Below are 25,635 nucleotides of genomic sequence, written 5' to 3'. Positions count from 1 at the left end.
ATGCAGCTTTCCGACACCCGCGCCGTCATCACCGGCGGTGTTTCCGGCCTGGGCCTGGCCGTCGCCCGCCATCTCGTCGCCCAGGGCGGCAAGGCCGCGCTGTTCGACGTCAACGACGACAAGGGCGCGGCCGCCGTCGCCGAACTCGGCGAGGCCAATGTCCGCTACTTCCGCACCGACGTCACCGACGAGGCCGGCGTGGCGGCGAACGTGGCGGCAGCGCAGGCATTCCTCGGCGGGCTGAATGCGGCGATCAACTGCGCCGGCATCCTCGGCGCCGGCCGCGTACTCGGCAAGGAATCCCCGATGCCGCTGTCCACGTTCCAGGCCACCGTGATGGTCAACCTGGTCGGCAGCTTCAACGTGGCCAAGGCCGCGGCCGACCTGATGCAGCACAACACGCCGAACGCCGACGGCGAGCGCGGCGTGATCGTCAACACCGCCAGCGTGGCGGCGTACGAAGGCCAGATCGGCCAGGCCGCGTATTCGGCATCGAAAGGCGGCGTGGTCGGCATGACCCTGCCGATGGCGCGCGAACTGTCGCGCTTCGGCATCCGCGTGATGACCGTCGCCCCGGGCATCTTCTGGACGCCGATGGTCGACGGCATGCCGGACGCCGTGCAGCAGTCGCTCAGCGCCTCGATCCCCTTCCCGTCCCGCCTGGGCAAGCCGGAGGAGTTCGCCGACCTGGTCGCCTACATCCTCGGCAACCCCTACCTCAACGGCGAAACCATCCGACTGGATGGCGCCGTGCGGTTGGCGCCGAAATAAAGCAGCGGCGAGTGGAGAGGAGTGAGAAGCGAGTCAAAACCCGCTTCCGCCCTTCCGCTCACTCCTCACTCCTCTCCACTCACTCCTCGCACTCATATGAAAGCTTTCGACATCAAGAAAGGCAACGTCGTCGAACACAACGGCGGCGTGTACCAGATCCGCGACATCGAGCGCAGCTCGCCGCAGGGCCGCGGCGGCAATGTGCGCTTCCGTTTTATCATGTACAGCGTGCCCGGCGGCAACAAGCTGGATGCCAGCTTCGATGCCGACGACAACCTGAGCGAGGTGGAACTGCTTCGCCGCCAGGCGACGTATTCCTACAAGGACGGCGACGCGTTCGTGTTCCTCGACGACGAGGACTACACGCCGTACACGCTGGACGCCAACGTCATCGGCGACGACGCCGGCTACATCACCGACGGCCTGGCGGGCTGCTACGTGCAGGTGATCGATGAACTGCCGGTCGCCCTGCAGCTGCCGCAGCACGTGACGCTGGAAGTGGTGGAAACGCCGCCGGAACTGAAGGGCGGCACCGCCACCAAGCGCCCGAAGCCGGCCAAGCTGAGCACCGGCATCGAGATCATGGTGCCGGAGTACATCACCAACGGTGAACGCATCCTGGTCAACACCACCACCGGTGAATTCGGCGGCCGCGCGGACTGAGGTAGCGTGCGCTACGCGCACGACTCGCCGAATCTCCCTCCGCGCGATGAAGCATCATGAGGTCGTGCGCGTGGCGCACGCTACGTGGATGCCCACAGGTCAGCGCGGCGGGTGCGAGGCCTTGCGTTGACGTAGCGTGCGCTATGCGCACGACCCGTGAAACCATCCTTCGTCGCGCGATGGATGCGATGACGCGACAGATCCTCCGGTCGTGCCGCGCGGTGCACGCTACGGGTTGCGTAGCCGGACGCCGATGGTTTCGAGGTTCGCTTCGATGCCGTGCAGCACGTCGCGCTGGTCCGCGGGCAGCCAGCGTTCCAGCTCCTCGCGCAACCGCCCGTCCTGTTCGCGCAGTCGGGCCAGGCGCAGGCGGGCTTCCTCTGTGATGCGCTCGCGCTCTGCCGCTTGCGGCAGTCCGTAGCCCTGCGGCAGCAGCTCCGAGGGGCGGCTGATGAAGCCGGTGTCGCCCAGCCACGCACGCAGGGCCTGCAATGCGGGTGCGATGTCGGCCGGTGCGTCGCGACCCAGGTAGTGGCGCTTGAGATGGTCGCGGAGCAGCAATTGCTGTCGGCGTTGCGCGGCAGTCTCCAGCACCAGCAATGCCGCGCTGGTCCGCAGGTCGGCCTTCGGCAACCATGCCGCGCGTTCGATGGGCGACAGCGCCAGCCACGCCTGCGCATCCTGCTGGGGCAACGCCAGCGACTCCCGGGCGACCGCGAACAGCGCGTCGTAGCGCGCGCTTAACGGCTCGAAGTAGTAACCAAGTCTTCGCGCTTCATCAGCGTCATCGAGCACACCGGCGTCCGCGATGCCGCGGCGTTCCAGTTTCTTCAGCAACCCGGTGGGCGTGATGCTGGCGAGCGATTCCCCCGCCAGCCTTGGCACGCCGTCGTGCAGCAGCTTCCAGGTTTCCACTGCGCAGTTGTTGCTGATGAAGTAGTAGCGCCCGTCGTAACTCCAGTGCAACTGGGCGGCACGCTCCAACAGCGAAGCGATCTCCACGTCATCCAGCCGCAACGGGATCGACCGCAGCCCGCGCAGCTCGACCCGGGTGTATTCCTCGATCACCTGATCGAGCGGCAGCAGGAACAGCCGCGAGGGATAGGAGCCCGTCAGTCCCCGCCAGCCCGAGATCTGCACGTCGCCGACAAAGGCGCGGAACGACAGCACGCGGTGGTGCGCCAGGTCGAAGCGGCAGTCGGGTCCCGGCACGCGGCCGGGCGCACAGATCACCAGCCTGAGCATGCTGTGGCCCCAGCGGCTCATCGCCTGCGTGTTGCCTTCGGCCAGCAGGTAGTCGATCGCGTAGACGCGCGATGGATCCAGTGCGAGCAGCGAGGCATCGCTGGCGTCGGCATCGGCCTCCAGGAACGGCAGGCCGGGCGCACACGCTTCCACCGCCGGTGGCATGCCGAAGTGCGTGGCGAAATGGCGATGTAGTGCCGGACGCCGGCATCCGTAGTCCGGGTCGAGCACGAAATGCTCGAGGTTCACCGCCACGAACTCGGCCGGGCGCTCGCGTTCGTACGGATCGGGAGTCCGCGCGACGAAGTCGTTGCGCGAGCGGCGGCCGGCCAGCGGGAGCACGCTGCGCTGCCATCCCGCCAGGTCGCGCAGGCGCGGATCGCCGGACAGGATATTGCGCCGTGCGCGGTCGTAGCTGTGGGCCAGTTCATGCACCAGCGCCTGGCGCACCACGAGCACCGACGCATCGTCGGGTGCCAGCGAGTCGCGCGTCTTCCACGTCTCCAGCAAGCGGCGTGGAAGCAGTACGCGGTCGCCCACCCGCCGTCCGGCGACATGTGCCGGCAGATCGTCGCGCCACTGCAGGACGAGGCCTGCCGGCAGGCCGTCGCGCCATGTGGTCGGCAATCGCGGCAGGACGTCGTCCACCAGCGCCTGCGTGGCCGCGAGATCGTCCGCGGAAAGACGGCCCGGATCGATGCCGAGCGCGGCCGCCGGCGTAGCGGCCGCGCCGAACCACCCCCACAGCAGGAGCGCGGCGATGCGCCGGCCCCGGGGCCGACGCCGCTGCATCAGCGGGCCAGGATGGCCTGCGCCAGCTGCATGTCGCTGGCCTTGCGAGCGGCTTCATCCTTCTCGCGCAGGTGACGCAACGCGGCTTCCAGCTGCGCGCCGCGGATGCGGCCTTCGGTGGCGACGAAGCTGGCGGCGTCTTCGCGCGCCTGCACGACGACCTTGTCGTCGCCGGACGAGCTGCCGGACGAGGCCGACGAGCCGGCCGAGGACGCGCCGGCGGAAGAACCGGCGAAGCTGCCAGCCAGCGCCGGCACGGAGAATGCCAGCAACACGCCGGCCAGGATCAATCGGGACATGGAGTTTCCAAACGGGGGAATGCCGCGGTCGGCGGGTGTGCAAAGACTACCTGCAATCGATCCCGCAAGGCTGAATCCGGCAGCCGTCTCAGGTGTCGAACAGCTTGCCCGGATTCATCAGTCCGTTCGGGTCCAGCACCTGCTTGATGCCGCGCATCACCGCGATTTCGCCGGCGCTGCGCGTACTTTCCAGATAGCCCTTCTTGACCAGGCCGATGCCGTGCTCGGCCGAGATGCTGCCCTGGTGGCGTGTCAGCGAGGCCGCCAGCAGCTTGGTGACCTGCTCGCACTGGGTGACGAAGTCCGCGTTCTCCATGCCCTCGGGCTTCAGCACGTTGATGTGCAGGTTGCCGTCGCCGATGTGGCCGAACCACACCACCTCGAACTGCGGATAGGCCTCGCCCAGCAGCGCCTGTGTCTGGGCCAGGAAGGCCGGCATCGCCGAGATGCGCACCGACACGTCGTTCTTGTACGGCACGTACCGCGCCAGTGCCTCGGTGATGCCCTCACGCAGGCGCCACAGCTGCGCGGCCTGCGCATCGGACTGGCTGATCACGCCGTCGCTGACCCAGCCCTGCTCCATGCAGGCCTCGAAGGCCGCCATCGCCGCCGCTTCCTTCGCCTCGTCGCCGATGGCGAACTCGGTGACCACGTAGTACGGATGGATCTCGTCGAACGGCTTCTGCGCGCCATGCGCCAGCACGTGCTGCAGCGCGCGGTCGGTGAAGAACTCGAAGGCCTCCAGTTGCAGGCGTTCGCGGAACGCGGCGAATACCTGCATCAATACCTCGAACGAGGGCAGCGCCAGCAGCATGACGTTGGTCGGCGGCGGCGGATCGGTAAGACGCACGGTGGCTTCGACCACGATCCCCAGCGTGCCCTCGGAACCGATGAACAGGTGGCGCAGGTCGTAGCCGCTGGAATTCTTGATCAGCGCCTTGTTGAGCTCGAGCACGTCGCCGACGCCGGTGACGACCTTCAGGCCGGCGATCCACTCGCGCGTGTTGCCGTAGCGGATCACGCGGATGCCACCGGCGTTGGTGGCGATGTTGCCGCCGATCGCGCAGGAGCCGCGTGCGGCGAAGTCCACCGGGTAGACCAGCCCATGCTCACGTGCCGCATTGTGTACGGCTTCCAGCGGCATGCCGGCTTGCACGGTCAGCGTGCGGTCCACCGCATTGAACTCCAGCGCCTGGTTCATCCGCTCCAGGCTCAGCACAAGTTCGCCGTTCGTGGCGACCGCACCGCCGGACAGGCCGGTACGTCCGCCCGAGGGCACCACGGCGACCCGATGCTCGTTCGCCCAACGCACGACGGCCTGCACTTCCTCGACCGTGACCGGCAGCGCGATGGCCAGCGGCGCCGGCGTCCAGCGCCGGGTCCAGTCGCGGCCATAGTGCTCGAGATCGGCAGGATCGGTCTTCAGGCGCAGCGCCGGGACGGCGTGCTGCAGGGCTTCCAGGCGCGGATCGCTCATTGCGGGGGCAGTACTTTCGGGGGCGCCCAGCGTGCCAGCGATGCAGGGTGGCGTCCAGCCGATGCGGCGCTTCGTTTCAGCGGCAACCAAGCCGGGAAAACCGCAACCGAGCTTTCCATGGCGCGCCGCACCATCGAGCGCATCCATCTGGCATAGTGACGCCCCTTCCCTCTCCGCGGCGACCTTTCCGGCAATGTCGATCAAGAAGACCTCGTACCCGAAGCAGGACATCCGCGTACTGTTGCTGGAAGGGGTCAGCCAGACCGCCGTCGAGACGTTCCGCGCGGCGGGATACTCGCAGATCGAGTTCCACGAGAAGTCCCTGCCGGAAGACGAACTGAAGCAGCGCATCGCCGAGGCGCACATCGTCGGCATCCGTTCGCGCACCCACTTGAGCGAAGACGTGCTGGCGCAGGCGCGCCGGCTGATCGCGGTAGGCTGCTTCTGCATCGGCACCAACCAGGTGGACCTGGACGCGGCGGAACTGGCCGGCATCCCGGTGTTCAATGCGCCCTACTCGAATACGCGCAGTGTCGCCGAACTGGTGATCGCGCAGGCCATCCTGCTGATGCGCGGCGTCCCGCAGAAGAACGCCGAATGCCATCGCGGCGGCTGGAGCAAGTCGGCGGCCGGCAGCCACGAAGTGCGCGGCAAGACGCTGGGCATCATCGGCTACGGCCATATCGGTACCCAGGTCGGCGTGCTGGCCGAGGCGCTGGGCATGCACGTGCTCTTCCACGACATCGAAACCAAGCTGTCGCTGGGCAATGCGCGCGCGGCCGTGAGCCTGGACGACCTGCTGGCGCAGAGCGACGTGGTGACCCTGCACGTGCCGGAGACGCCGGCGACCAAGGACATGTTCGGCGCCGCCCAGATCGCGCAGATGAAGCCCGGCGCGCACGTCATCAATGCCTCGCGCGGCACCGTGGTCGACATCGACGCGCTGGCCGACGCGCTGAAGTCCGGCCAGGTCGGCGGCGCGGCGGTCGACGTGTTCCCGCTGGAGCCCAAGGGCAATGCGGAGCTGTTCGAGTCGCCGCTGCGCGGGCTCGACAACGTCATCCTCACCCCGCACGTAGGGGGCAGCACGCTGGAGGCGCAGGACAACATCGGCATCGAAGTCGCCGCCAAGCTGGTGCGCTACAGCGACAACGGCAGCACGCTGTCGGCGGTGAACTTCCCCGAGGTCACTCTGCCCGGCCACGACGGCAGCCGCCGCATCCTGCACATCCACCGCAACGTGCCCGGCGTGCTGTCGCAGATCAACGACATCTTCCGCGACCGCGGCATCAACATCGACGGCCAGTTCCTGCGTACCGATCCGAAGGTCGGCTACGTGGTCATCGACGTCACCGCCGACGAGGAACAGACCGCCAGCCTCCGCGATGCGATGGCGGCGATCGAGGGGACGTTGCGGGTACGCGTGCTGTACTGAGGTTCGCCGTTCGGCGGGCCGGGGCCCACCCTACGCCTCGTTCCGCGCCAGCCACTTGCGGGCCATGCGGCGGATCGACGCGTCGGCATCGTCCGCGAGCGACGCGATCTCGCGCCAGGCCAAGTCCAGCGACTCTTCGCTGACCACGTAGTCTTCGCCGCCGTTCGCGCGCACCACGTAGCGCACGTCGTAATGCCAGTGCCCCGGCACCTCCTTGCGCTCGGGAATCCAGTGCCGGTCCAGGTCGAAGATGTCGCCCTCCACGGAGAGGTCGGACAGACCGGATTCCTCTTCGGCCTCCTTCAAGGTCACCCGCGCCATGTCGGTGTCGCCGTCGGCATGTCCACCCAACTGCAGCCAGCGGTCGAGCTTGCGGTGATGGGTCAGCAGCACGCGCCGGCCATCGCCGCTGACCAGCCAGACGCCACCGGTCAGATGCCCTTCCAGCCGCTCGCGGAGGAAGGGATCGGCAGGATCGTCGAGCAGGGCGAGGAACTGGCCCACCACCTCGGTCTCGGCAGGCCAGCGCCGTCCGTAGGCGGCCAGGTGTTCGCGGAGGGCGGCATAAGCGGCTGACACGGCGTGGTTTTCTCGTTGAAGGACACGATGGGGCCGCGATTATCGCCGGCCATGCTGCACCCGCGCTTGTGATCCCCGGCCCGCTTTGGCAAGGTACGGCCTTCCATGGGGCCCGCCTCCATGACCGTTGCCACCGTCCGGCGGAGCTCTTCGTCGGCATCCAGTCTTTCAAGGGGACGCTGCGAATGCTCAAAGCTCTGTTCAGGGTCAAGCCGGTCGCACCGGCAGGCCACGTCGATGCCGGCGAACCGGTCGAAGGTAGCCTGGACGGGGAAAGTGGGTTCAAACGCACGTTGACCGCCAAGCATCTGGTGATGCTGGGCGTGGGCGCCGTGATCGGCGCCGGCATCTTCGTGCTGACCGGCCAGGCGGCCGCCAACCATGCCGGCCCCGCCATCATGCTGAGCTTCGTGCTGGCCGGCTTCGCCTGCGCCATGGCCGGTCTTTGCTATGCCGAGTTCGCCTCGATGATGCCGGTCTCCGGTAGCGCGTACTCGTATTCATACGCCACGCTGGGCGAGGCGGTCGCCTGGTTCATCGGCTGGTGCCTGGTGCTCGAGTATCTGTTCGCGTCTTCCACGGTCGCGGTGGGCTGGTCGGGCTACCTGGTGAGCTTCCTCACCGGCACGCTCGGCCTGCCGTTCCCGGAGCAACTAGCGACCGCGCCGATCACCTGGGACAATGGCGGCTTCGTCGCCACCAACGGCATCATCAACCTGCCTGCAGTATTGATCGTCGCGGCGGTCAGCGGGCTTTGCTACGTCGGCATCACCCAATCGGCCTTCGTCAACGCGATCATCGTCGCGATCAAGGTGGTGGTGATCGCGGCGTTCCTCGGCTTTGGCGTCCAGTATGTCGACCCGGCGAACTGGACCCCCTTCATTCCCGAGAACACCGGCCCCGGCCAGTTCGGCATGGACGGCGTGTTCCGCGCGGCGACCATCGTGTTCTTCGCCTACATCGGTTTCGACGCGGTCTCCACCGCCGCCGGCGAAGCGAAGAATCCGCAGCGCGACATGCCCAAGGGCATCCTGGGTTCGCTGGCCATCTGCACCGTCATCTACATCGCCGTCTGCGCGGTGCTGACCGGCATGACCCACTACAGCCTGCTGGGTACCGCCAAGCCCGTGGCCACCGCGCTGGAAGAGGTGCTCAAGGCCGATCCGGGGGCCAGCGTGGGCTGGCTCAAGACCGCCGTGGAAATCGGCGCCATCGCCGGCCTGTCGTCGGTGATCCTGGTCATGCTGATGGCGCAGCCCCGCATCTTCTATTCGATGTCCCGGGACGGACTGCTGCCCCGCCTGTTCGGCAAGGTGCACCCGAAGTTCCATACCCCCTATGTGGGCACCATCATCGTCGGCGTGCTGGCGTGCCTGCTCGCCGGCTTCATGCCGCTCAGCGTGCTGGGCGAGCTGGTGTCGATGGGCACCCTGCTGGCCTTCGCCACCGTGTGCCTTGGCGTGCTGGTGCTGCGCTTCACCCGTCCCGACCTCGACCGGCCCTTCCGCGTGCCGATGTTCTGGCTGATCTGCCCGCTGGGCGTGCTGGCCTGCCTGTTCCTGTTCCTGCAATCGTTCATGGAGCACTGGCAGATCTTCGTGGCCTGGACGGTGTTGGGCCAGGTGATCTACTTCGCCTACGGCTTCCGCAACAGCAAGCTCAGGCAGAAGGCCTGACCCTCTTCAAGGCCGGCGGATGCACCGCCGGCCTTTTTGGTTGTACTCCTCGATAACGCTCCGAGATCACGCACGATGCTCCGACAACTCCTGGCCACCAAGCACCCCCACGCCGCCCACGAAGACGCCGAAGGCCTCAGCCTGCGCCGCACGCTCGGCCCCTGGGGCCTGACCGCGCTCGGCATCGGCGCGGTGATCGGCGGCGGCATCTTCGTCATCACCGGCCAGGCGGCGGCGAACCACGCGGGGCCGGCGATCATGCTGTCGTTCGTGCTGGCCGCGCTCTGCTGCACCTTCTGCGCGCTGGCCTATGCCGAGTTCGCGGCGATGGTGCCGGTGTCGGGCAGCGCCTACACCTATACCTACGCCACGCTGGGCGAGCTGGCCGCCTGGTTCATCGGCTGGATGCTGGTGCTGGAATACGGCGTCTCCGCCTCGGCGGTGGCGGTCAGCTGGACAGGCTATTTCCTCAGCCTGCTGGAACACTTCAACATCTATTTGCCGCAGGCGTTCGTCAGTGCACCGCTGGATGCGCAGCTGCGGCCCACCGGCGCCATCGCCAACGTCCCCGCCGCCATCATCGTGCTGCTGCTGACCTGGCTGTGCTACGTGGGCATCCGCAAGTCGTCGGCGATGAACATGGCGATGGTGGTGCTGAAGACCGGCCTGATCGTGCTGGTGATCGTGGCCGGCTGGCAGTACGTGGATCCGGGCAACTGGGAGCCCTTCATCCCCGCCAACGAAGGTCCGGGCAAGTTCGGCTGGGACGGCGTGCTGCGTGGCGCGGCGATGGTGTTCTTCGCCTATATCGGCTTCGAGGCGGTGTCGGTGGCGGCGCAGGAATCGCACCGTCCGCAGAAGGACCTGCCGATCGGCATGCTGGCCTCGCTGGCGATCTGCACCGTGCTGTACATCGCCATGGCCGCGGTGATGACCGGCCTGGTGCCCTACACCGCCTTGGGCACGGCCGAGCCGGTGGTGACCGCCGTCGCCGCGCATCCCGAACTGGGCTGGCTGCGGGTGACGGTGGAAATCGGCGCGCTGATCGGCCTGTCGTCGGTGGTGCTGGTGATGATCATCGGCCAGCCGCGCATCTTCATGATCATGGGCCGCGACGGCCTGCTGCCGCCGGTGTTCACCAAGATCCACCCTGAATACCGTACGCCGCACATCAACACGGTGATCACCGGCATCGGCATCGCGCTGCTGGCGGCGCTGTTCCCGCTCGACGTGCTGGGCGAACTGACCTCGATGGGCACGCTGATCGCCTTCGCGTCGGTCTGCGTCGGCGTGCTGGTGCTGCGCCGTACCCAACCCGACCTGCCGCGCCCCTTCCGCATTCCGATGGCCTGGCTGGTCTGCACGCTGGGCGTGCTGAGCTGCCTGGCGCTGCTGTCGGCGATGACCGCCCACAACTGGATGCTGATGGCCGTGTGGACCGCGGTGGGCTTCCTGATCTACTTCGGCTACGGCTATCGCCACAGCCGCCTGGGCGGCAAGCGCTGAGCCCCCCGCTCCGGCAGCGGCATTGAAAAAAGCGCGGCCCTGCCGCGCTTTTTTCTTGTATGCCTTAGACGCCGAAGGTCAGGGCTTCCTGGCCCAGGCGCTGCACCAGCCCTTCGCCGCCACCGAGTTCTTCGGGAACAGCGTGCACGGACCATAGGCCTGCGAGGCTGGCGCCTTGAAGAAGTTGCAGTTGGCGCAGTGGTCGCCGGCCTTGTGCTTGGGATGCTTCACGCCGGTGGCATTCTCGGTATAGGCCAAGGCTTTGGCCGTCGGGTTGTTCGCGTCCAGTTTGGGGAGCGCGGCGGGTGCGGCGGCATCGGCGCGCATCGCGTGCCAGGCCAGCGGCGCCACCGCGGCGGCGGTCAGCGTGGTGGTGAGGAAGCGGCGGCGGGAGGCATCGTGGCTCATCTGGCGAGGTACCTGCGGGTAGGAGCCGGCAGTGTCCGACGCCCGCCCATCGCCCGCATTGCGCAGGATCAATCGCTGCCGGGCGAGGCGGGAGGTTCCGCTAGAATGGCTGCCATGAACGCCCTGCCCTACGACACCGACCAGTTGCGCGACCGCGCGCAGTCCATCATCGCCAACGTCCGCGAGCTGTCGCAGCTGGGTTGGACGCCGGCCACCAGCAGCAACTTCTCGCAGCGGCTGGACGAACGGCATGCCGCCATCACCGTGTCGGGCCGCGACAAGGGCCGGCTGGTGGAAGCGGACATCATGGTGGTCGACTTCGACGGTAAGGCCGTCGGCAGCGACCATCGTCCCTCGGCGGAAACCCTGCTGCACACGCAGCTGTACCGCCGCTACCCCGAGATCGGCTGCGTGCTGCACACGCATTCGCTGGTACAGACGGTGGCCTCGCGGCTGTTCGCCGGGGCCGGCCACCTCCGGCTGGAGGGCTTCGAGCTGTTGAAGGCCTTCCACGGCAACAGCACGCACGAGATGGCGATCGACGTTCCCGTGTTCGCCAACACCCAGGACATGCCCACGCTGGCGGCCCAGGTCGACGCCCTGCTCGACAACCAGCCGCTGTGGGGCTACCTGATCGATGGCCATGGCCTGTACGCCTGGGGTCGCACGATGGCCGAGGCGCGCCGCCACCTGGAAGCCTTCGAGTTCCTGTTCGCGGCCGAACTGGAACTGCGCAAGCTCGGCTGCCGGCGCTGATAGCCGGCGGTTATCGCGGCATTCCGTTCCTGCAACGGGCCGCAGCGGCGGGTCTGGTAACCTAGCGTCCCCCTTCGTCGCCGCCCGCCCTGCCGCCATGAGCCGCCTGCGCATCTTCAGCGAATCCGACCCGGCCACGCCGGAGTTCGCCAGCTACGACCCCGATTTCATCGCCACCGAACTGAAGAAGATCGGCGTGACCTTCGAGCGCTGGAAGGCGACCAAGGCCATCGAACCGGGCGCGCCTGCGGAAGACGTGATCGACGCGTATCGCGCCGACATCGATCGGCTGGTGGCCGAGCGCGGTTTCAAGACCGTGGACGTGGTCAGCATCGCGCCGGACAACCCGCAGCGCGAGGCGATGCGCGCCAAGTTCCTGGACGAGCACTACCACAAGGAAGACGAGGTGCGTTTCTTCGTCGCCGGCTCGGGCCTGTTTACCCTGCACGTCGGCGACAAGGTCTACGAAGTGGAGTGCGTGAAGGACGACCTGATCGCCGTGCCCGACAGCACGCTGCACTGGTTCGACATGGGACCGGAGCCCCGTTTCGTGGCGATCCGCTTCTTCACCGAGCCGGACGGCTGGGTGGGCCACTTCACCGGCACCACGCTGGCGCAGCAGTTTCCGCGCTACGACGGCCTTACCGAACCCTGAAGCTCCTCTCCCCTCGGGAGAGCGGTTGGGGTGAGGGTCCGGCGAAACGACGGCGTTGAACTGTCGCTTCAGTGATCGGCGACTGCTGCTCTCCTTCGCTCCCCATGACACGTGCAGCGGCGCAAGCTCCGCTCTACAGGCCACCTTGAAGATCACCATGCCCGTTTCCGCCATCCTCACTGACATCGAAGGCACCACCAGCAGCATCTCGTTCGTGAAGGACGTGCTGTTCCCGTACGCACGCCGCGCCCTGCCCGGTTTCGTTCGCGAACACGGCCAGGAACCGGAGGTGCGCCGCTGGCTGGACGTGGTGGCCACCGAGCACGGCAGCATCTGCAGCGACGATGTCATCGTCGAGACCTTGCAGGGCTGGATCGACCAGGACCGCAAGCACACGGCGCTGAAGGCGCTGCAGGGCATGATCTGGCAGGCCGGCTACCGTGATGCCGACTTCACCGCGCACATCTACCCCGATGCCGCCCCGGCGCTGCGCGACTGGCATGGCCAGGGCCTGCCGCTGTACGTGTACTCGTCCGGCTCGGTGCCGGCGCAGAAGCTGTTCTTCGGCCACAGCGATGCCGGCGACCTGACGCCGCTGTTCTCCGACTGGTTCGACACCGAGGTCGGCGGCAAGCGCGAGGCGGACAGCTACCGCGTGATTGCGGCGCGTATCGGCCTGCCGGCGGAACGGATCCTGTTCCTGTCCGATGTCGTCGAGGAGCTGGACGCCGCCCGCGAAGCGGGCCTGCAGACGTGCCTGATCGACCGCCTGGAGGACTACCCGACGCCGCGCGAAGGCGATGACGCGCACGGCCACCCGCGCGTAGCCTCGTTCGCCGACATCCCGCTTCCGCACTGAATCGCGCCATGGCATCGCAACGCACGGCGACGCTCACCGGGCTGGCCGCGATCCTGCTGTGGGCGTCGCTGGCAGTGCTGACCACCGCCACCGGCGACCTGCCGCCGTTCCAGGTGCTGGCGATCGGGTTTGGCGTGGCGGCCGTGATCGGTCTGCTGCGTGCCGGAGCGCGCGGACGCAGCGGACTTCGCGAACTTCGCCAGCCTGTTGCCGCGCTGGCCCTGTCCACGCTCGCACTGTTCGGCTACCACGCGCTGTACTTCATCGCGTTGAAGCGCGCGCCCGCCGTGGAAGCGAACCTGCTCAACTATCTGTGGCCGCTGCTGATCGTGGTCTTCGCCGGCCTGCTGGGCGGGGTGAACGTGCGCCGCGGGCAGTGGATCGGCACGCTGCTGGGCCTGCTTGCGGCGGCGCTGCTGGTCACGCGCGGGAAAGGGCTGCAGGTGGACCCGGCGCATCTTCCCGGCTATCTGGCGGCGCTGGGAGCGGCGGTAATCTGGGCGGCGTATTCGGTCCTCAATCGCCGCTTCGCCGACGTGCCGACCGCAGCCATCACCGTCGCCTGCGCCGGCGTGGCGATACTGGGCGCGCTGTGCCACCTGCTGTACGAACAGACCGTCACGCCTACCGCCCTGCAATGGGGCGTGCTCGTGGTGATGGGGATCGGTCCGGTGGGCGCCGCCTTCTGGCTGTGGGACCACGGCACCAAGCATGGCGACATCGCCCTGCTGGGCAGCCTGTCGTATCTGGCACCCCTGCTGTCCACGCTGTTGCTGGTCGCGTCGGGCCGCGCACAGGCGCACCCGATACAGGCGTTCGCCATCGCGCTGCTGCTGGCCGGCGCGTGGCTCAGCGTGAGGGCAAGCCGATCGCCACGCTGAGAGCGATTCGCGTTCCGGCATCACCGCGTGCGTTTGCCTAGACTGCGCGCCACGTCGCCCGCCAGCCCTTCGCCCGCCAGCCACGTGGACCTTGCCCGCCAGCCGTCGCTCGCACGCCGGGTTCCACTGAAGCAAACGCCCCTCGAGAGGGGCGTTTTCGTTTGCGGACCGGACCGCGCCGGGCCTCAGCCGGCCAGCTTCCGCATCATCGACAACAGCGGAAGCGCCCTGGCCTTGGCGCCATCCAGATAGCGGTTGTGACCCACCGGCGACGGCGCCATCCCGAGGTGCCGTACCCGCTTGCGGATGCGGTGGTTGAACTGCATGGCCTGCGTCCAGCGCTGCGTCTCGTCGGTCTGGAAGAAGAACGACAGCGAGATCGACACGTCCTCGGCGCCATTCTTCACGTAATGCCCGGCGGTGTACGGAATATGCAGCGCATCGCCGGGACGGAAGTCGAACTTGATGGCGTGCGCATCCAGGTCCTCATGCCAGGGCGCCTGGACTTCTTCGCGATCCATGTAGGCCTCGCAGATGTCCACCGGCACGATGTCCGGGCGGAAATTCGGGAATACCGCCACTTCCTTGCTGCCGCGGATCTGCATCAGCACGTTCGAGTACCGGTCGAAGTGGAACGGCGTCATCGCATTGGGCGAGGCGATGAACAGCCACATGCGCGGCTCATGGATCGCCCGCGAATTGCCGCTCTCGCGCTGCAGTTCGGTCATCTCGGCACGCAGCGACTCGTACAGGTCGCGGAACGCCGGGTGGTCGACGGGATCGCGCACCGCGATGTAGGAGTTGGAGGTGCGGATCGTCTCGATGGTCTCGCGCAGGCTCAGGCCATTGCCGTGCTCCAGGTGCGCGCGGTCGAAGTTGATCGACAGGTCGGAGAGACCCCTGGAATAGGCGATGTTCTCGGGACGCAGCTGCGGCAGCGACGCCGCCAGCCCTTCCATCGTCAGGGCCGGGTGGTCCAGCAGGTGGTGCTTGAAGATGAACGGAGCACGGTCCAGCTTGCCCACGGGCAAGCCGGCATCGAAACACTTGGACATGAAACCCCCTGTTGCCGCCCCCCTGGCGACATCAGGGTATTTCACGCCGAAACGAGCGGGGACCGGCCAAACCGCCGAATGAGTTCCGTCATCCCGGCGAAAGCCGGGAACCAGCGGCTTGCGTTGCTGCCATGCACGGAGAGCGAAAGGCAGTGGGTCCCGGCCTGCGCCGGGATGACGCCCCCACATCGTCGTCCCAGCGAACGCTGGGACCCACCTTGCTCTTTTCATCCAGCATTGCGGCTCGTAGGGGCAATGGATTCCAGCGTTCGCTGGAATGACGGGACTGGGGGCGAAGAAGCTCCGTCATCCCGGCGAAAGCCGGGACCCAGCGGCTTGCGTTGCTGCCATGCGCGGAGAGCGAAAAGCAGTGGTTCCCGGCCTGCGCCGGGATGACGGCCCCCACATCGTCGTCCCAGCGAACGCTGGGACCCATCTTGCTCTTGCTTCCAGCATCCCGGTTCGCACGGGCAATGGATTCCAGCGTTCGCTGGAATGACGGACCTGAGGCGAACCGATCTATCTACCGTCATCCCGGCGAAAGCCGGGAACCAGGGGATTGCGTTGCTGCCATGCACGGAGAGCGAAAGGCACTGGGTCCCGGCCTGCGCCGGAATGACGGTTCCCACACCGTCGTCCCAGCGAAAGCTGGGACCCATTTCGCTCTTGCATCCAGCATCGCGGTTCGCACGGGCAATGGATTCCAGCGTTCGCTGGAATGACGGACCTGAGGCGAACCGATCTCTCTACCGTCATCCCGGCGAAAGCCGGGACCCAGCGGCTTGCGTTGCTGTCATGCATGGAGATCGAACAGCACTGGATCCCGGCCTGCGCCGGGATGACGGTTCCCACCTCGTCGTCCCAGCGAATGCTGGGACCCATCTTGCTCTTTGCATCCAGCATCGCGGCACGCACGGGCGATGGATTCCAGCGTTCGCTGGAATGACGGGCCTGAGGGCGAATGGATCTCTCTACCCTCATCCGGTGAAAGTCGACGCCGTTCCCGAGTGGCCGGTCAGCCGTGGATCTTCTCGCCCCGCGCGAGCATGGCCACCAGCTTCTCCACCCTCGCCCGCTTCGTTTCCGGCTTCACCGCCGTCTGCACGCGCCAGCACACGGCATAGCGGTTGGTCCTGTCCAAGCTGTCGAAGAAGGCCCTGGCTTTGCGATTCTTCGTCAGCGCCAGCGCCTTCTCCAGTTCTGGTGGCACGGCCATCGAACTCGATCCGTCGTAAGCGGCCTCCCAGCGTCCGTCTGCCTTCGCCGCGTTCACCTCGCGCAGTCCGGCCGGCCGCATGCGACCGGCGGCGGTCAGCGCCTCGATCTTCGCCACGTTGATCTTCGACCAGGTGCTGCGCGAACGCCGTGGCGTGAAGCGCTGCAGGAAGAACTGCGCGTCGAGCCCCTTCTTCTGACCGTCGATCCAGCCATGGCACAGCGCGACGTCCAGCGCCTCGGCGTAGGTCACCGAGGGGATCCCGGCGTCCTTCTTGGCGATCTTCAGCCACACCCCGGCGGACTCGGGATGCCGTTCCAGCCAACGCTCCCATGTGGCGGCGTCCGCGAAATGTTCGACCGGGAGTTCGGGCGTGGCCATGCTCAGGGCTCCGCGTTCTGCAAGCGATACATGGTGTGTGCGGTCGTCTCGCCACGCCAGCGGTCGAAGGCGCGTACTTCGATGCGATGTTCGCCTTCGGCCAGGTCGGTGGGCAGTGCGCCACGCCACAGATGCTGCGATACCTCGGCTTCCGGCGAGCGATCGTAACCACGCAGCGCATCGGCCAGGTCGTCGCGCATGTTCTCGACCAGCAGCGACGGATCGGCCTGTTCGACGCGCTTCATCGGCTTCCACTCGCCCCCGTCGATGCGGTACTCGACGCGCGTGTCCGCGTCCCCCATGTAGACGTTGGCGTAGACGCCCCATGCTGGATAGGCGCCCTTGCGCAGGACCTTCGGTGCATGCAGACCGATGCCGCTGTCGTCGGGCGCGCGGGCCGGATGCCACGACAAGGCGTAGTCGCCACCCGCCTTCACGCGCAGCCGTGCGTATCCATTGGGCGTGCCGTCGGCCATGGTGGAAACCGGGATGCCCTGCGCGTCCTTGATGCCGGACCAGTACGCGCCGCAGGCAGCGCCGACGTTGTATTCGTGCAACGGCCGCATGCCATGCCAGCCGGTGGCGGCATCGTGGTACCAGTGCCGCTGCGTGTGGGTATGGCCGCTCAGCAGCAGGACGTGCGGGAAATCCGCCAGCAGCGCGAACAGGCGCTCGCGGTCCGCCGCACGGAACCCGCGCGCGCCTTCCTCAAAGAACGGGATATGCACGCCGATCACCAGCAGCCGGTCCTTGCGGACGGCAGGCAGATAGGCCTGCAGGAAAGCGAACTGATCCTCGCGCAGTCCGCCGACATACGAGGGCGACCTGCCAGGCTGGTAGATGATGTCGTCCAGCCCGATGAAGGTCAGCGCCTCCTCCTCCCAGGCGAACGTGTCCGGGCCGAGATGGTGGCGGAAGGTACGCAGCGAATCCTCGTCGCCGGCGGCGTCGAAATCGAGGTCGTGGTTGCCCGGGATGAACAGCCACGGTACCTGCAGGCGCATCGTGGTGCGCAGCATCGCCGGGTACAGCGACAGGTCGTCGTTGACGATGTCGCCCAGCGTCAGGCCCAGCGACGCACCATGCCGGCCGACCAGCGGCTGCACGATGTCGCGCCAGTAGTAGTCCACGTCCTGCAAGGAACTCGTCTGGCTGTCGGCAAGCAGCAGCGCCTCGAATGCACCATCGCCCGCCGCCACGCGCGGGCGCAAGGCGAAATCCCTGCAGCCGGGCTGGCGTTGCGGAATGCCGCCGAACTTCAATGCAGGACCGGCGTGGTACTGCCGGTTGTGCCAGAAGTCCGGCATGCCGTCCGACCGCACCGACAGGTCGTAGCCGGCAGGTTTGATGACGAACAGCGTACGGCCGTCTTCATACGGCACGTCGTACCCGCCGTTCGCGTCGGTCGTGGACAGCCGCACGCCGTCGGAGACCTTCACGCCGGGGATGCCGGGCTCGCCGGCATCGCGCACGCCGTTGCCGTTGCGGTCCTCGAAGACCTGGCCGCTGCTGCACGGTGGCGGCAGCGCGTGGGCGGGAACGGCCAACAGCGCCAGCAGAACAGCAATCAACGGGGCGCGCATGGCGGCTCCAGCCGGAAAGACCGGCGGATTATCGCGCAGCCGCAGCGATCATGGCGGGGCCGTTGTGGGAACGACGTCAGTCGCAACGGGAATCACGCCGATCTCCACTGTGGGAGCGATGTCAGTCGCGAACATCATCTCGCAGGACTGGCGGCGACGCGGGATGCCTGAAGGAAGAGCTCGCGACTCACGTCGCTCCCACAACCGCCAAGCCACAGCAAGGCTTGCCGACATGCTTACGTGGCCGCATGCCGCGCGCGCAGCACCTCGACAGCATCGGCCAGCGACAGGCCGCGTGCGCGCAGCAGCACGGTCAGGTGGTACAGCAGGTCGGCGCTTTCGCCGAGCAGGGCGGAGTCGTCCTGCGCTACGCCTGCCAGCGCGGTCTCAACGCCCTCCTCGCCCACCTTCTGCGCTATCCGCCGCACGCCACCCTCGAAGAGCCGCGTGGTGTAGCTGTCCGCCGGGCGTTCGCGCTCGCGCCGTGCGATCAGGGCGTCGAGTTCGGACAGGAACGCCGACGGTGCCGCCGGGAAACAGCTGGCCCGCTGCAGGTGGCAGGTAGGGCCCTGCGGATGGGCGAGCACCAGCAGCGTGTCGTCGTCGCAGTCCACATCGACCGATACCAGGTCCAGCACGTGGCCGGAGCTTTCGCCCTTGGTCCACAAGCGCTGCTTGCTGCGGCTGAAGAAGGTCACGCGGCCGCCCGCCAGCGTGACGTCGAGCGCTTCGCGGTTCATGTAGCCCAGCATCAGCACGCGCAGGGTGGTCGCGTCCTGCACGATCACCGGCAACAGACCATCGCCCTTGGCCCAGTCCAGGCGCGCTGGATCGAACGCCGCTTGTTGTCTGTCATTCGCCACGTCGCACCTCGATGCCCTGCCCTGCCAAGGCCTGCTTCAATGCCGGAATCCGGATCTGTCCGCTGTGGAAGACGCTGGCCGCCAGCGCGCCATCCACATCCGCCTGGGTGAATACCTCGGCGAAATGTTCGACCTCGCCCGCACCACCGGACGCGATCAGCGGCACGCCGCACACCGCGCGCACGGCCCGCAGCTGCACCAGATCGTAGCCGCGCCGCACGCCATCCTGGTCCATGCAATTGAGCACGATCTCGCCGGCGCCCAGCTGCTGTGCCTGCACCACCCAGTCGAGCGTGCGCAGGCCGGCGCCCTGCATCTTCGACGGGTCGCCGGTGTAGCGGCGCACGCGCCACTCGCCGTCCGCTTCGAGGATCGAGTCGACGCCGACCACCACGCATTGCACGCCGAAGGCCTCGGCCAGCTCGCCGATCAGCGCCGGACGCTCCAGCGCCGGTGTGTTGACCGACACCTTGTCGGCACCGCTGTACAGCACGCGGCGCGCCGTCTCCACGTCGCGGATGCCGCCGGCCACGCAGAACGGGATGTCGAGCAGGCGCGAGACGCGTTCGATCCACGCATAGTCCACCGAACGTCCTTCGGGACTGGCGCCGATGTCGTAGAACACCAGTTCGTCCGCACCCTCGTCGCGGTAGCGCAGCGCCAGCTCGGCGATATCGCCCATGTCCACGTGGTCGCGGAACTTCACGCCCTTGACCACCCGCCCTTCGCGCACGTCCAGGCACGGAATGATGCGCCGGCTCAACATGCCAGCGCCTCCGGCAGGGCGAAGCGGCCTTCCAGCAGCGCGCGTCCCAGCACGATGCCGGCGCAACCCGCCTCGCGCGCGCCCTCGACATCGGCGACCGCGCTGACACCGCCGGAGGCCTGCACGGCCAGCGACGGCACGGTGTCGTGCAGGTAGGCGTACAGCGCCAGGTTGGGGCCGGTCAGCATGCCGTCGCGGGCGATGTCGGTGCACAACAGGTGGCGAAGCCCGGCCGCGGCGTAGCGCGCGGCGAGTTCGTCCAGGGTTTCCGATGCGGTCTCGGTCCAGCCATGCACCGGCAGGCGCCAGATGCCGTCGTGGTCGCAGCGGGTGTCGAGTGCCACGGTGATGCGCTCGCTGCCGAACTCGGCCAGCCAGGACAGCACGGTCTCCGGTTCGCGCACGGCCAGCGAACCGACCACCACGCGCTGCGCACCGGCATCGAGGATGCGGGCCACGTCGTCGCGCTGGCGCACGCCGCCCCCGGTCTGCACCTTCAGCGCGGTCCCGCGGGCGATGTCGGCCAGCAGCGGGGCCAGCGTGTAGCCGCCGGCACGGGCCGCGTCCAGGTCGACCAGGTGCAGCCACTCGGCACCCTGCTCGACATAGCGCACGGCCACGTCCAGCGGCGCGCCTTCATAGCGCGTCTCGCGCGCATAGTCGCCCTGCGCCAGGCGCACGACACGGCCATCGCGCACGTCGATGGCGGGGTAAACGGTGAAACCGGTCATTGCAATCCGTACTCGATGAAGTTCTTCAGCAGCCGCGCGCCGACGGCGCCCGAGCGCTCGGGGTGGAACTGGGCGCCGGCCACGTTGCCCCGCTGCACCACGGCGGCGAAACGCTGGCCGTGTTCGCTGCTGCACAGGCAGTCGTCGTCGACCGGCGCCGCGTAGCTGTGGACGAAGTAGGCATGGTCGCCGTCGGCGATGCCGTCCAGCAACGAGGCGTCGCGGGTGCGCTGCAGGGTGTTCCAGCCCATGTGCGGCACGCGGATGCCGGGCGCGGCCGGCAGCTTGCGCACGCGGCCCGGCAGCAGGCCCAGGCAGGCGGTGTCGTCTTCCTCGGAATGGGCGAACAGCAGTTGCACGCCGACGCAGACGCCCAGCAACGGCCTGTCCAGCGTGCGCAGCACGTCGACCAAGTCCAGTTCCTGCAGCCGCGCCATGCAGACGGCGGCCGCACCGACGCCGGGCAGAATCACCCGGTCCGCCGCGCGGATCGTCGCCGCGTCGCCGGTCAGTTCCGCGTCCACACCCAGACGCTGCAGGGCGTAGCGCACCGAGCCGATATTGGAGCCACCGGCGTCGACCAGCACGACCTTCGTCACAGCGCCCCCTTGGTCGACGGCAGGTCGGCGCCTTCGCGCTTCACCGCCTGGCGCAGCGCACGCGCCAGCGCCTTGAAGCTGGCCTCGACCTTGTGGTGGTCGTTGTCGCCTTCCACCTTCAGGTTGAGGTTCAAGCCGGACGCGTCGCAGAGCGAACGGAAGAAGTGCGGCACCAGTTCGGTCGGCAGGTCGCCGACGCGCTCGCGGCGGAACTCGCCGCTGAAGACGAAGTACGGCCGTCCACTGAAATCCAGCGCGGCGCTGGCCAGCGTTTCGTCCATCGGCAGGGTGAAGCCGTAGCGGCCGATCCCACGCTTGTCGCCCAGCGCCTCCTTCAGCGCTTGGCCCAGCGCCAGGCCGGTGTCCTCGACGGTGTGGTGCTCGTCGATGTGCAGGTCGCCCTCGGCGCGCACGTCCAGGGCGAACCCGCCGTGCTTGCCGATCTGTTCCAGCATGTGGTCGAAGAACGGCAGACCGGTCTTCGCGACCGGCTCGGCGACGCGGTCGAGGTCGACCTCGACGCGGATCTTCGTTTCCTTCGTGTTGCGCTGGACCACGGCGCGGCGCGGCGCATCCGCCAGTTCGTGCGCGATGCCGGCCCAGTCCCATTCGCCGCCGAACTGCGCGGTCTTCAGCTGGAAGCCGCGGATCTTCAGGTTGTCGGCGAACTGGATGTCGGTCGGTCGGTCGCCGACCATGCCCGAGCGCGCCCAGTCGATGCTGCGGTCCTGCAGGTAAGGGACCATCAGGCCGATGCCGGGCTTGCGGGTGGGCTTGTTCTCGTGCGGCCAGCTTTCGTCGATCAGCACGTCGCGGAAGCGGATGCCCTGGCTCTCGAACACCTGCATCATCAGCGCCTGGGGGCCGTCGAAGCTGGCGCGCGGATACTGCTCGCTACCCAACCCGTCCTGGTTGCTGACGATGACGAACTGGTAGCCGGCGTCGCGCAGCTTCAGCAGCGCCGGGATGACGCCGGCGACGAAGCGCACCTTCTCGTACGCATCGATCTGGAAGTCCTCGGGCTCCTCGATCAAGGTGCCGTCGCGGTCGATGAAGAGGATCGGAGTCATGACAGGATGTCGGTAGGGGAGGCTTCCGGCGCGCCGGCGGAGATGGTCGGGGCCGGAGCCATTCCAGCAACGGCGATACTCGCGTTCAGCGCCGAGAGCACGCGGTCGTTCTGTTCGGGCGAGCCGACGGTGATGCGCAGTGCATCGCCGAGCTGCGGCGCAGCGCGCTGGTCGCGCACCACCACGCCGGCGGCGAGCAACGCACGGAATGCGCCTTCGGCGTTGTCGAAGCGTGCCAGCAGGTAATTGCCCTGCGAGGGGTAGACGCGACGCACGCCGGGAATCCGCGCCAATGCGTACTGCAGCCGCTCGCGCTCGCGACGCACCGTGGCCACCCGCTCACGCGTCTGTGCGAGCGCGGCGTCGGACAGGCCTTCCAGCGCCAGGTCGGCACAGGGCGTGGGCACCGGATACGGCGCCTGGCAGCGCTGCAGCACCCCGATGATGTCCGTGTGGCCGATCACCACGCCGATGCGCGCGGCGGCCAGCGCATGCGCCTTCGACAGCGTGCGCAGCACGGCGATGTTGGCGTGCGTGTCCAGCAAGGTGGTCGCCGAGGCGCCGTCGGCGAACTCGCCGTACGCCTCGTCCACCACCACCAGCGCCTTGCCCTGCAGTGCCTGCGCGAGGGCGGCGATCCGGGCCAGCGGAATCGCCGAGCCGGCGGGGTTGGACGGCGAGCACAGGAACACCAGTTTCGCGCCCTGCGCCAGCGCCGCCTCGCGGATCGCGTCGAGGTCGGCCGCAAGACCGGCCTCGCCATCCACCAGCGGCACCTCCACCACGCGCGCGCCTTGCAGGCGTGCACAGACCACGTACATGCCGAACACCGGCGGCGTCACCACGATCGCATCCTGTCCCGGCACGCACAGCGCGCGCACCAGCAGGTCGATGGCCTCGTCGCTGCCGCGGCCCACCAGCAGGTTCTCCGCCGCGACGCCGTAGAGCTGCGCCAGCCGTGCGCGCAATGCGGGCGGCTGCGGATCGGGATAGCGGCGGCTGCGGCCCTGCCCGTCCGCCGGGTTGGCCCAGGCCGACTCGTTGGCGTTCAACCACACATCGCCACGCAGCGATTCGCTGCGCGCGGACTTGTAGCCAGCGAACCCGCGCAGGTCCGGGCGGACCAGGGAAAGCACGGCGCTCATGCGGCCGCCTTGCGCAGGCGCAGCGCCACGGCATTGGCATGCGCATCCAGTCCTTCGGCGCGCGCGAGGGTCAGTGCGCACCCGCCGATGGCGGTAACGCCGGCACGGCTGGCCGACTGCACGCTGACGAAATTCTGGAAACTGGCCACGCTCACGCCGCTGTACGCACGCGCAGCGCCGCCGGTCGGCAGCACGTGGTTGGTGCCGCTGCAGTAATCGCCCAGCGCTTCCGGCGTGTAGTCGCCGAGGAACACCGAACCGGCCGCTTCCACCTTGTCCAGCCAGGCGCGCGGCGCGCGCAGCGCCAGGATCAGGTGCTCCGGCGCATAGCGGTTGCTGATGGCGAAGGCGTCATCGAGCGTGGCGACCTTGACCAGGCGCGAGGCCGACAGTGCCTGCCGGGCGATGTCGGCGCGGTCCAGCGCGGCGAGCTGGGTGGCGAGTTCGGCCTGCACGCGTTCGATCAGATTGCTGTCGTCGGACAGCAGCAGCACCTGCGAATCCGGGCCGTGCTCGGCCTGCGACAGCAGGTCGGCCGCGACAAAAGCCGCATCCGCGCCGGCATCGGCGATCACCAGCACTTCCGACGGACCGGCCGGCATGTCGATGGCCGCGGCGCCGGCCTGCGCGACCTGCCGCTTGGCTTCGGTCACGTAGCTGTTGCCGGGGCCGAACAGCTTGTCGCAGGCCGGCACGCTCTCCGTGCCGAACGCCATCGCCGCGATCGCCTGCGCACCGCCCAGCTTGAACACCCGGCGCACGCCGGTCAGCTGCGCGGCCACCAGCACCGCCGGATCGGCGGTGCCGTCGCGACGCGGCGGCGTGCACAGCACCACCTCGCGGCAACCGGCCAGGCGCGAAGGAACACCCAGCATCAGCGCCGTCGACGGCAACGGCGCACTTCCTGCCGGCACGTACAGGCCCACGCGCGGGATCGGCAGGATCATCCGCTCGCAGACCACGCCCGGCGCGGTTTCCACCGCGTAGGGCTGCGCCATGCCGGCGCGGTGGAAGGCTTCGATGCGCTCCGCCGCCTCCTGCATCGCCTGCCGCAGGTCGGCGGGCACGGCCGTGTGGGCGGCCGCGAACTCCTCTTCGCTCACTTCAAACGTCGCGAGTTCAACGCCATCGAAGCGCGCGGTGACGTCGCGCAGCGCCAGATCGCCGCGCGCCTGCACATCGGCGAGCAGGCCGGCGACGGCATCACGCGTGCGCTGCGCGACGGTCTGCACCGGTCGTGCGAGCAAGCCCTCGCGCGCCACGTCGTCCAGCGCATTCCAGTCGTAAACGGGAGCAGGCGATGCGGTCATGCCAGCGACCTCTCGACCGACAGCACCATCAGGCCCTGCGCACCGGCGCGCTGCAGCTCCTCCAACCGTTGCCAGGTGACCGCGCCGTGGCACATCGCCTGCAACGAGAGGGGACCGTCTTCGCCACCGGGCAGCGTCACCAGGCCTTCGCTGTCGGTCAGCAGACGCGACAGCGCCGGCACCGTGTCGCGCTCGGCGCGGAACATCAGCAGCTTGCTGTCCTTGAGTTTCATCACGCCGTCGAGCCGGCGCAGCAGCATGTCGGCCAGGCCGGCGCGGGCATCGTCGAATTCGCGCGCCGGGCCTGCCAGCACCGCCTCGCTGTCGAGCAGCGTTTCCACCGGTTTCAGCTGGTTGGCCGCCAGCGTGGCGCCGCTGGACACCAGATCGCAGATCAGGTCCGCCGTGCCCAGCTTGGGCGCGATCTCCACCGAGCCGGACAGTTCCACCACCGCCGCATCGATGCCGCGCGCCTGCAACCATTGCCGCAGGACGGACGGATAACTGGTGGCGATGCGCAGGCCCTGCAGCTGCTGCGGACCTTCCCACTCCCAGCTGTCGGGCACCGCCAGCATCAGCCGGCAGCTGCCGAAGCCCAGCGGGCGCAGTTCGCGGTAGGCCTGCGGCAGGCCGAGCAATGCGCGCTCGCCGGCCTGTTCGTCCAGTTCGTTGCGGCCGACGATGCCGAAATCGCAGACGCCGTCGGCGATCAGGCCGGGGATGTCGTCGTCGCGCACCAGCAGCAGGTCGACCGGCAGGGATTCGCCGTAGCAGAACAGCTTGTCGCGGCTCTCGCGCCAGCTCAGGCCGCAGGCCGCCAGCAGCGTGCGCGCCGGCTCGGCCAGCCGCCCGCTCTTCTGGATGGCGATACGCAGACGCTCGCGCGTCGCGGGGGTCAGGGAGGGACTCATGGG

24 protein-coding genes and 1 pseudogene are annotated in these 25,635 nt (G+C 68.2%); 9 read left to right on the top strand and 16 right to left on the bottom strand.

From position 1 onward, the window contains the following. Positions 1–771, top strand: coding sequence for an SDR family NAD(P)-dependent oxidoreductase (locus tag ASD77_RS13280; protein ID WP_055943455.1), 771 nt, complete (start codon positions 1–3; stop codon positions 769–771). Positions 772–867: 96 nt separating this feature from the next. Beyond that, positions 868–1,434 (top strand): elongation factor P-like protein YeiP, encoded by a 567-nt coding sequence (yeiP, locus tag ASD77_RS13275; protein ID WP_055942515.1) that lies wholly within the window; start codon positions 868–870, stop codon positions 1,432–1,434. A gap of 228 nt (positions 1,435–1,662) precedes the next feature. Here the strand turns inward: yeiP and ASD77_RS13270 are convergent, their stop codons facing one another. The 3 genes from ASD77_RS13270 to ASD77_RS13260 form a co-directional block, all read right to left on the bottom strand. Continuing rightward, positions 1,663–3,471, bottom strand: coding sequence for a DUF4105 domain-containing protein (locus tag ASD77_RS13270; protein WP_055942512.1), 1,809 nt, complete (start codon positions 3,469–3,471; stop codon positions 1,663–1,665). Beyond that, complete coding sequence (locus ASD77_RS13265) at positions 3,471–3,770, bottom strand: DUF2388 domain-containing protein (protein ID WP_055942508.1); 300 nt, start codon at positions 3,768–3,770, stop codon at positions 3,471–3,473. Before ASD77_RS13265 ends, ASD77_RS13270 begins: the two co-directional genes overlap by 1 nt. Before the next feature lie 88 nt (positions 3,771–3,858). Then, a complete protein-coding gene (locus ASD77_RS13260; protein WP_055942505.1) occupies positions 3,859–5,247 on the bottom strand; it encodes an FAD-binding oxidoreductase in 1,389 nt (462 codons plus the stop codon). 193 nt (positions 5,248–5,440) lie between these two features. Here ASD77_RS13260 and serA point away from each other — a divergent pair, with 193 nt between their 5' ends. Then, a complete protein-coding gene (gene serA / locus ASD77_RS13255) occupies positions 5,441–6,682 on the top strand; it encodes a phosphoglycerate dehydrogenase (protein ID WP_055942501.1) in 1,242 nt (413 codons plus the stop codon). A 30-nt stretch (positions 6,683–6,712) separates the two neighbouring features. Here serA and ASD77_RS13250 read toward each other — a convergent pair whose 3' ends face one another. Beyond that, on the bottom strand, positions 6,713–7,228 hold the full coding sequence (locus tag ASD77_RS13250; RefSeq protein WP_162247641.1) for an NUDIX hydrolase: 516 nt from the start codon (positions 7,226–7,228) through the stop codon (positions 6,713–6,715). A 218-nt stretch (positions 7,229–7,446) separates the two neighbouring features. Here ASD77_RS13250 and ASD77_RS13245 point away from each other — a divergent pair, with 218 nt between their 5' ends. Together ASD77_RS13245 and ASD77_RS13240 are read left to right on the top strand one after the other, a co-directional pair. Continuing rightward, positions 7,447–8,937 (top strand): amino acid permease, encoded by a 1,491-nt coding sequence (locus ASD77_RS13245; protein ID WP_055942495.1) that lies wholly within the window; start codon positions 7,447–7,449, stop codon positions 8,935–8,937. Between the two features lie 75 nt (positions 8,938–9,012). After that, positions 9,013–10,443 (top strand): amino acid permease, encoded by a 1,431-nt coding sequence (locus tag ASD77_RS13240; protein ID WP_055942492.1) that lies wholly within the window; start codon positions 9,013–9,015, stop codon positions 10,441–10,443. A 78-nt stretch (positions 10,444–10,521) separates the two neighbouring features. On the opposite strand, the gene ASD77_RS13235 is transcribed toward ASD77_RS13240, so the two are convergent. Further along, positions 10,522–10,851 carry a high-potential iron-sulfur protein gene (locus ASD77_RS13235; RefSeq protein ID WP_082563340.1) on the bottom strand — a complete coding sequence of 110 codons (330 nt, stop codon included), beginning with the start codon at positions 10,849–10,851 and terminating at the stop codon, positions 10,522–10,524. A gap of 114 nt (positions 10,852–10,965) precedes the next feature. On the opposite strand from ASD77_RS13235, the gene ASD77_RS13230 reads away from it, so the two are divergent. From ASD77_RS13230 to ASD77_RS13215, 4 genes are all read left to right on the top strand, one after another. Then, positions 10,966–11,607 carry a methylthioribulose 1-phosphate dehydratase gene (locus ASD77_RS13230; RefSeq protein WP_055943453.1) on the top strand — a complete coding sequence of 214 codons (642 nt, stop codon included), beginning with the start codon at positions 10,966–10,968 and terminating at the stop codon, positions 11,605–11,607. Positions 11,608–11,704: 97 nt separating this feature from the next. Then, positions 11,705–12,262, top strand: coding sequence for an acireductone dioxygenase (locus ASD77_RS13225; protein ID WP_055942486.1), 558 nt, complete (start codon positions 11,705–11,707; stop codon positions 12,260–12,262). A gap of 157 nt (positions 12,263–12,419) precedes the next feature. Continuing rightward, a complete protein-coding gene (mtnC, locus tag ASD77_RS13220; RefSeq protein ID WP_055942484.1) occupies positions 12,420–13,121 on the top strand; it encodes an acireductone synthase in 702 nt (233 codons plus the stop codon). Positions 13,122–13,129: 8 nt separating this feature from the next. Further along, complete coding sequence (locus tag ASD77_RS13215; RefSeq protein WP_055942481.1) at positions 13,130–14,002, top strand: EamA family transporter; 873 nt, start codon at positions 13,130–13,132, stop codon at positions 14,000–14,002. Positions 14,003–14,187: 185 nt separating this feature from the next. Here the strand turns inward: ASD77_RS13215 and ASD77_RS13210 are convergent, their stop codons facing one another. From ASD77_RS13210 to hisG, 11 genes and pseudogenes are all read right to left on the bottom strand, one after another. After that, the gene (locus tag ASD77_RS13210; RefSeq protein WP_055942477.1) at positions 14,188–15,057 is read right to left on the bottom strand and encodes a cupin-like domain-containing protein; all 870 of its coding nucleotides are present in this window, start codon (positions 15,055–15,057) and stop codon (positions 14,188–14,190) included. Between the two features lie 1,015 nt (positions 15,058–16,072). Beyond that, on the bottom strand, positions 16,073–16,654 hold the full coding sequence (locus ASD77_RS13200; protein WP_055942471.1) for a YdeI/OmpD-associated family protein: 582 nt from the start codon (positions 16,652–16,654) through the stop codon (positions 16,073–16,075). A gap of 2 nt (positions 16,655–16,656) precedes the next feature. Beyond that, entirely contained in the window at positions 16,657–18,237 is a 1,581-nt protein-coding gene (locus ASD77_RS13195; protein ID WP_055942469.1) for a calcineurin-like phosphoesterase C-terminal domain-containing protein, read from the bottom strand. 236 nt (positions 18,238–18,473) lie between these two features. Further along, the gene (gene hisIE, locus ASD77_RS13190) at positions 18,474–19,100 is read right to left on the bottom strand and encodes a bifunctional phosphoribosyl-AMP cyclohydrolase/phosphoribosyl-ATP diphosphatase HisIE (RefSeq protein ID WP_055942466.1); all 627 of its coding nucleotides are present in this window, start codon (positions 19,098–19,100) and stop codon (positions 18,474–18,476) included. Next, the gene (hisF, locus tag ASD77_RS13185; protein WP_055942463.1) at positions 19,090–19,866 is read right to left on the bottom strand and encodes an imidazole glycerol phosphate synthase subunit HisF; all 777 of its coding nucleotides are present in this window, start codon (positions 19,864–19,866) and stop codon (positions 19,090–19,092) included. The genes hisIE and hisF overlap by 11 nt, the downstream gene beginning before the upstream one ends. Further along, a complete protein-coding gene (gene hisA, locus ASD77_RS13180) occupies positions 19,860–20,597 on the bottom strand; it encodes a 1-(5-phosphoribosyl)-5-[(5-phosphoribosylamino)methylideneamino]imidazole-4-carboxamide isomerase (protein ID WP_055942460.1) in 738 nt (245 codons plus the stop codon). Before hisA ends, hisF begins: the two co-directional genes overlap by 7 nt. Next, entirely contained in the window at positions 20,594–21,196 is a 603-nt protein-coding gene (gene hisH, locus ASD77_RS13175; protein ID WP_055942458.1) for an imidazole glycerol phosphate synthase subunit HisH, read from the bottom strand. Before hisH ends, hisA begins: the two co-directional genes overlap by 4 nt. Continuing rightward, the gene (gene hisB / locus ASD77_RS13170; protein ID WP_055942455.1) at positions 21,193–22,266 is read right to left on the bottom strand and encodes a bifunctional histidinol-phosphatase/imidazoleglycerol-phosphate dehydratase HisB; all 1,074 of its coding nucleotides are present in this window, start codon (positions 22,264–22,266) and stop codon (positions 21,193–21,195) included. The genes hisH and hisB overlap by 4 nt, the downstream gene beginning before the upstream one ends. 65 nt (positions 22,267–22,331) lie before the next feature. Further along, positions 22,332–23,411: pseudogene (gene hisC / locus ASD77_RS13165) on the bottom strand (histidinol-phosphate transaminase); the annotation flags it as partial. Then, positions 23,408–24,721, bottom strand: coding sequence for a histidinol dehydrogenase (hisD, locus tag ASD77_RS13160; protein WP_055942452.1), 1,314 nt, complete (start codon positions 24,719–24,721; stop codon positions 23,408–23,410). The gene hisD and the pseudogene hisC, both read right to left, overlap by 4 nt. Then, complete coding sequence (hisG, locus tag ASD77_RS13155; protein WP_055942449.1) at positions 24,718–25,632, bottom strand: ATP phosphoribosyltransferase; 915 nt, start codon at positions 25,630–25,632, stop codon at positions 24,718–24,720. Before hisG ends, hisD begins: the two co-directional genes overlap by 4 nt. Between the last annotated feature and the right edge of the window lie 3 nt (positions 25,633–25,635).

Source organism: Pseudoxanthomonas sp. Root65 (assembly GCF_001427635.1).
GTDB lineage: Bacteria > Pseudomonadota > Gammaproteobacteria > Xanthomonadales > Xanthomonadaceae > Pseudoxanthomonas_A.
This window is presented reverse-complemented; position numbering and strand designations above follow the sequence as displayed.

Coding starts and splice junctions, on each gene's coding strand:
- mtnC (WP_055942484.1), top strand. CDS start 12,420: ATGCCCGTTTCCGCCATCCTCACTGACATCGAAGGCACCACCAGCAGC.
- ASD77_RS13265 (WP_055942508.1), bottom strand. CDS start 3,770: ATGTCCCGATTGATCCTGGCCGGCGTGTTGCTGGCATTCTCCGTGCCG.
- ASD77_RS13195 (WP_055942469.1), bottom strand. CDS start 18,237: ATGCGCGCCCCGTTGATTGCTGTTCTGCTGGCGCTGTTGGCCGTTCCC.
- hisA (WP_055942460.1), bottom strand. CDS start 20,597: ATGACCGGTTTCACCGTTTACCCCGCCATCGACGTGCGCGATGGCCGT.
- hisG (WP_055942449.1), bottom strand. CDS start 25,632: ATGAGTCCCTCCCTGACCCCCGCGACGCGCGAGCGTCTGCGTATCGCC.
- hisB (WP_055942455.1), bottom strand. CDS start 22,266: ATGACTCCGATCCTCTTCATCGACCGCGACGGCACCTTGATCGAGGAG.
- ASD77_RS13245 (WP_055942495.1), top strand. CDS start 7,447: ATGCTCAAAGCTCTGTTCAGGGTCAAGCCGGTCGCACCGGCAGGCCAC.
- ASD77_RS13260 (WP_055942505.1), bottom strand. CDS start 5,247: ATGAGCGATCCGCGCCTGGAAGCCCTGCAGCACGCCGTCCCGGCGCTG.
- ASD77_RS13200 (WP_055942471.1), bottom strand. CDS start 16,654: ATGGCCACGCCCGAACTCCCGGTCGAACATTTCGCGGACGCCGCCACA.
- ASD77_RS13215 (WP_055942481.1), top strand. CDS start 13,130: ATGGCATCGCAACGCACGGCGACGCTCACCGGGCTGGCCGCGATCCTG.
- ASD77_RS13210 (WP_055942477.1), bottom strand. CDS start 15,057: ATGTCCAAGTGTTTCGATGCCGGCTTGCCCGTGGGCAAGCTGGACCGT.
- hisF (WP_055942463.1), bottom strand. CDS start 19,866: ATGTTGAGCCGGCGCATCATTCCGTGCCTGGACGTGCGCGAAGGGCGG.
- ASD77_RS13230 (WP_055943453.1), top strand. CDS start 10,966: ATGAACGCCCTGCCCTACGACACCGACCAGTTGCGCGACCGCGCGCAG.
- yeiP (WP_055942515.1), top strand. CDS start 868: ATGAAAGCTTTCGACATCAAGAAAGGCAACGTCGTCGAACACAACGGC.
- ASD77_RS13240 (WP_055942492.1), top strand. CDS start 9,013: ATGCTCCGACAACTCCTGGCCACCAAGCACCCCCACGCCGCCCACGAA.
- ASD77_RS13235 (WP_082563340.1), bottom strand. CDS start 10,851: ATGAGCCACGATGCCTCCCGCCGCCGCTTCCTCACCACCACGCTGACC.
- hisD (WP_055942452.1), bottom strand. CDS start 24,721: ATGACCGCATCGCCTGCTCCCGTTTACGACTGGAATGCGCTGGACGAC.
- ASD77_RS13270 (WP_055942512.1), bottom strand. CDS start 3,471: ATGCAGCGGCGTCGGCCCCGGGGCCGGCGCATCGCCGCGCTCCTGCTG.
- ASD77_RS13225 (WP_055942486.1), top strand. CDS start 11,705: ATGAGCCGCCTGCGCATCTTCAGCGAATCCGACCCGGCCACGCCGGAG.
- ASD77_RS13280 (WP_055943455.1), top strand. CDS start 1: ATGCAGCTTTCCGACACCCGCGCCGTCATCACCGGCGGTGTTTCCGGC.
- serA (WP_055942501.1), top strand. CDS start 5,441: ATGTCGATCAAGAAGACCTCGTACCCGAAGCAGGACATCCGCGTACTG.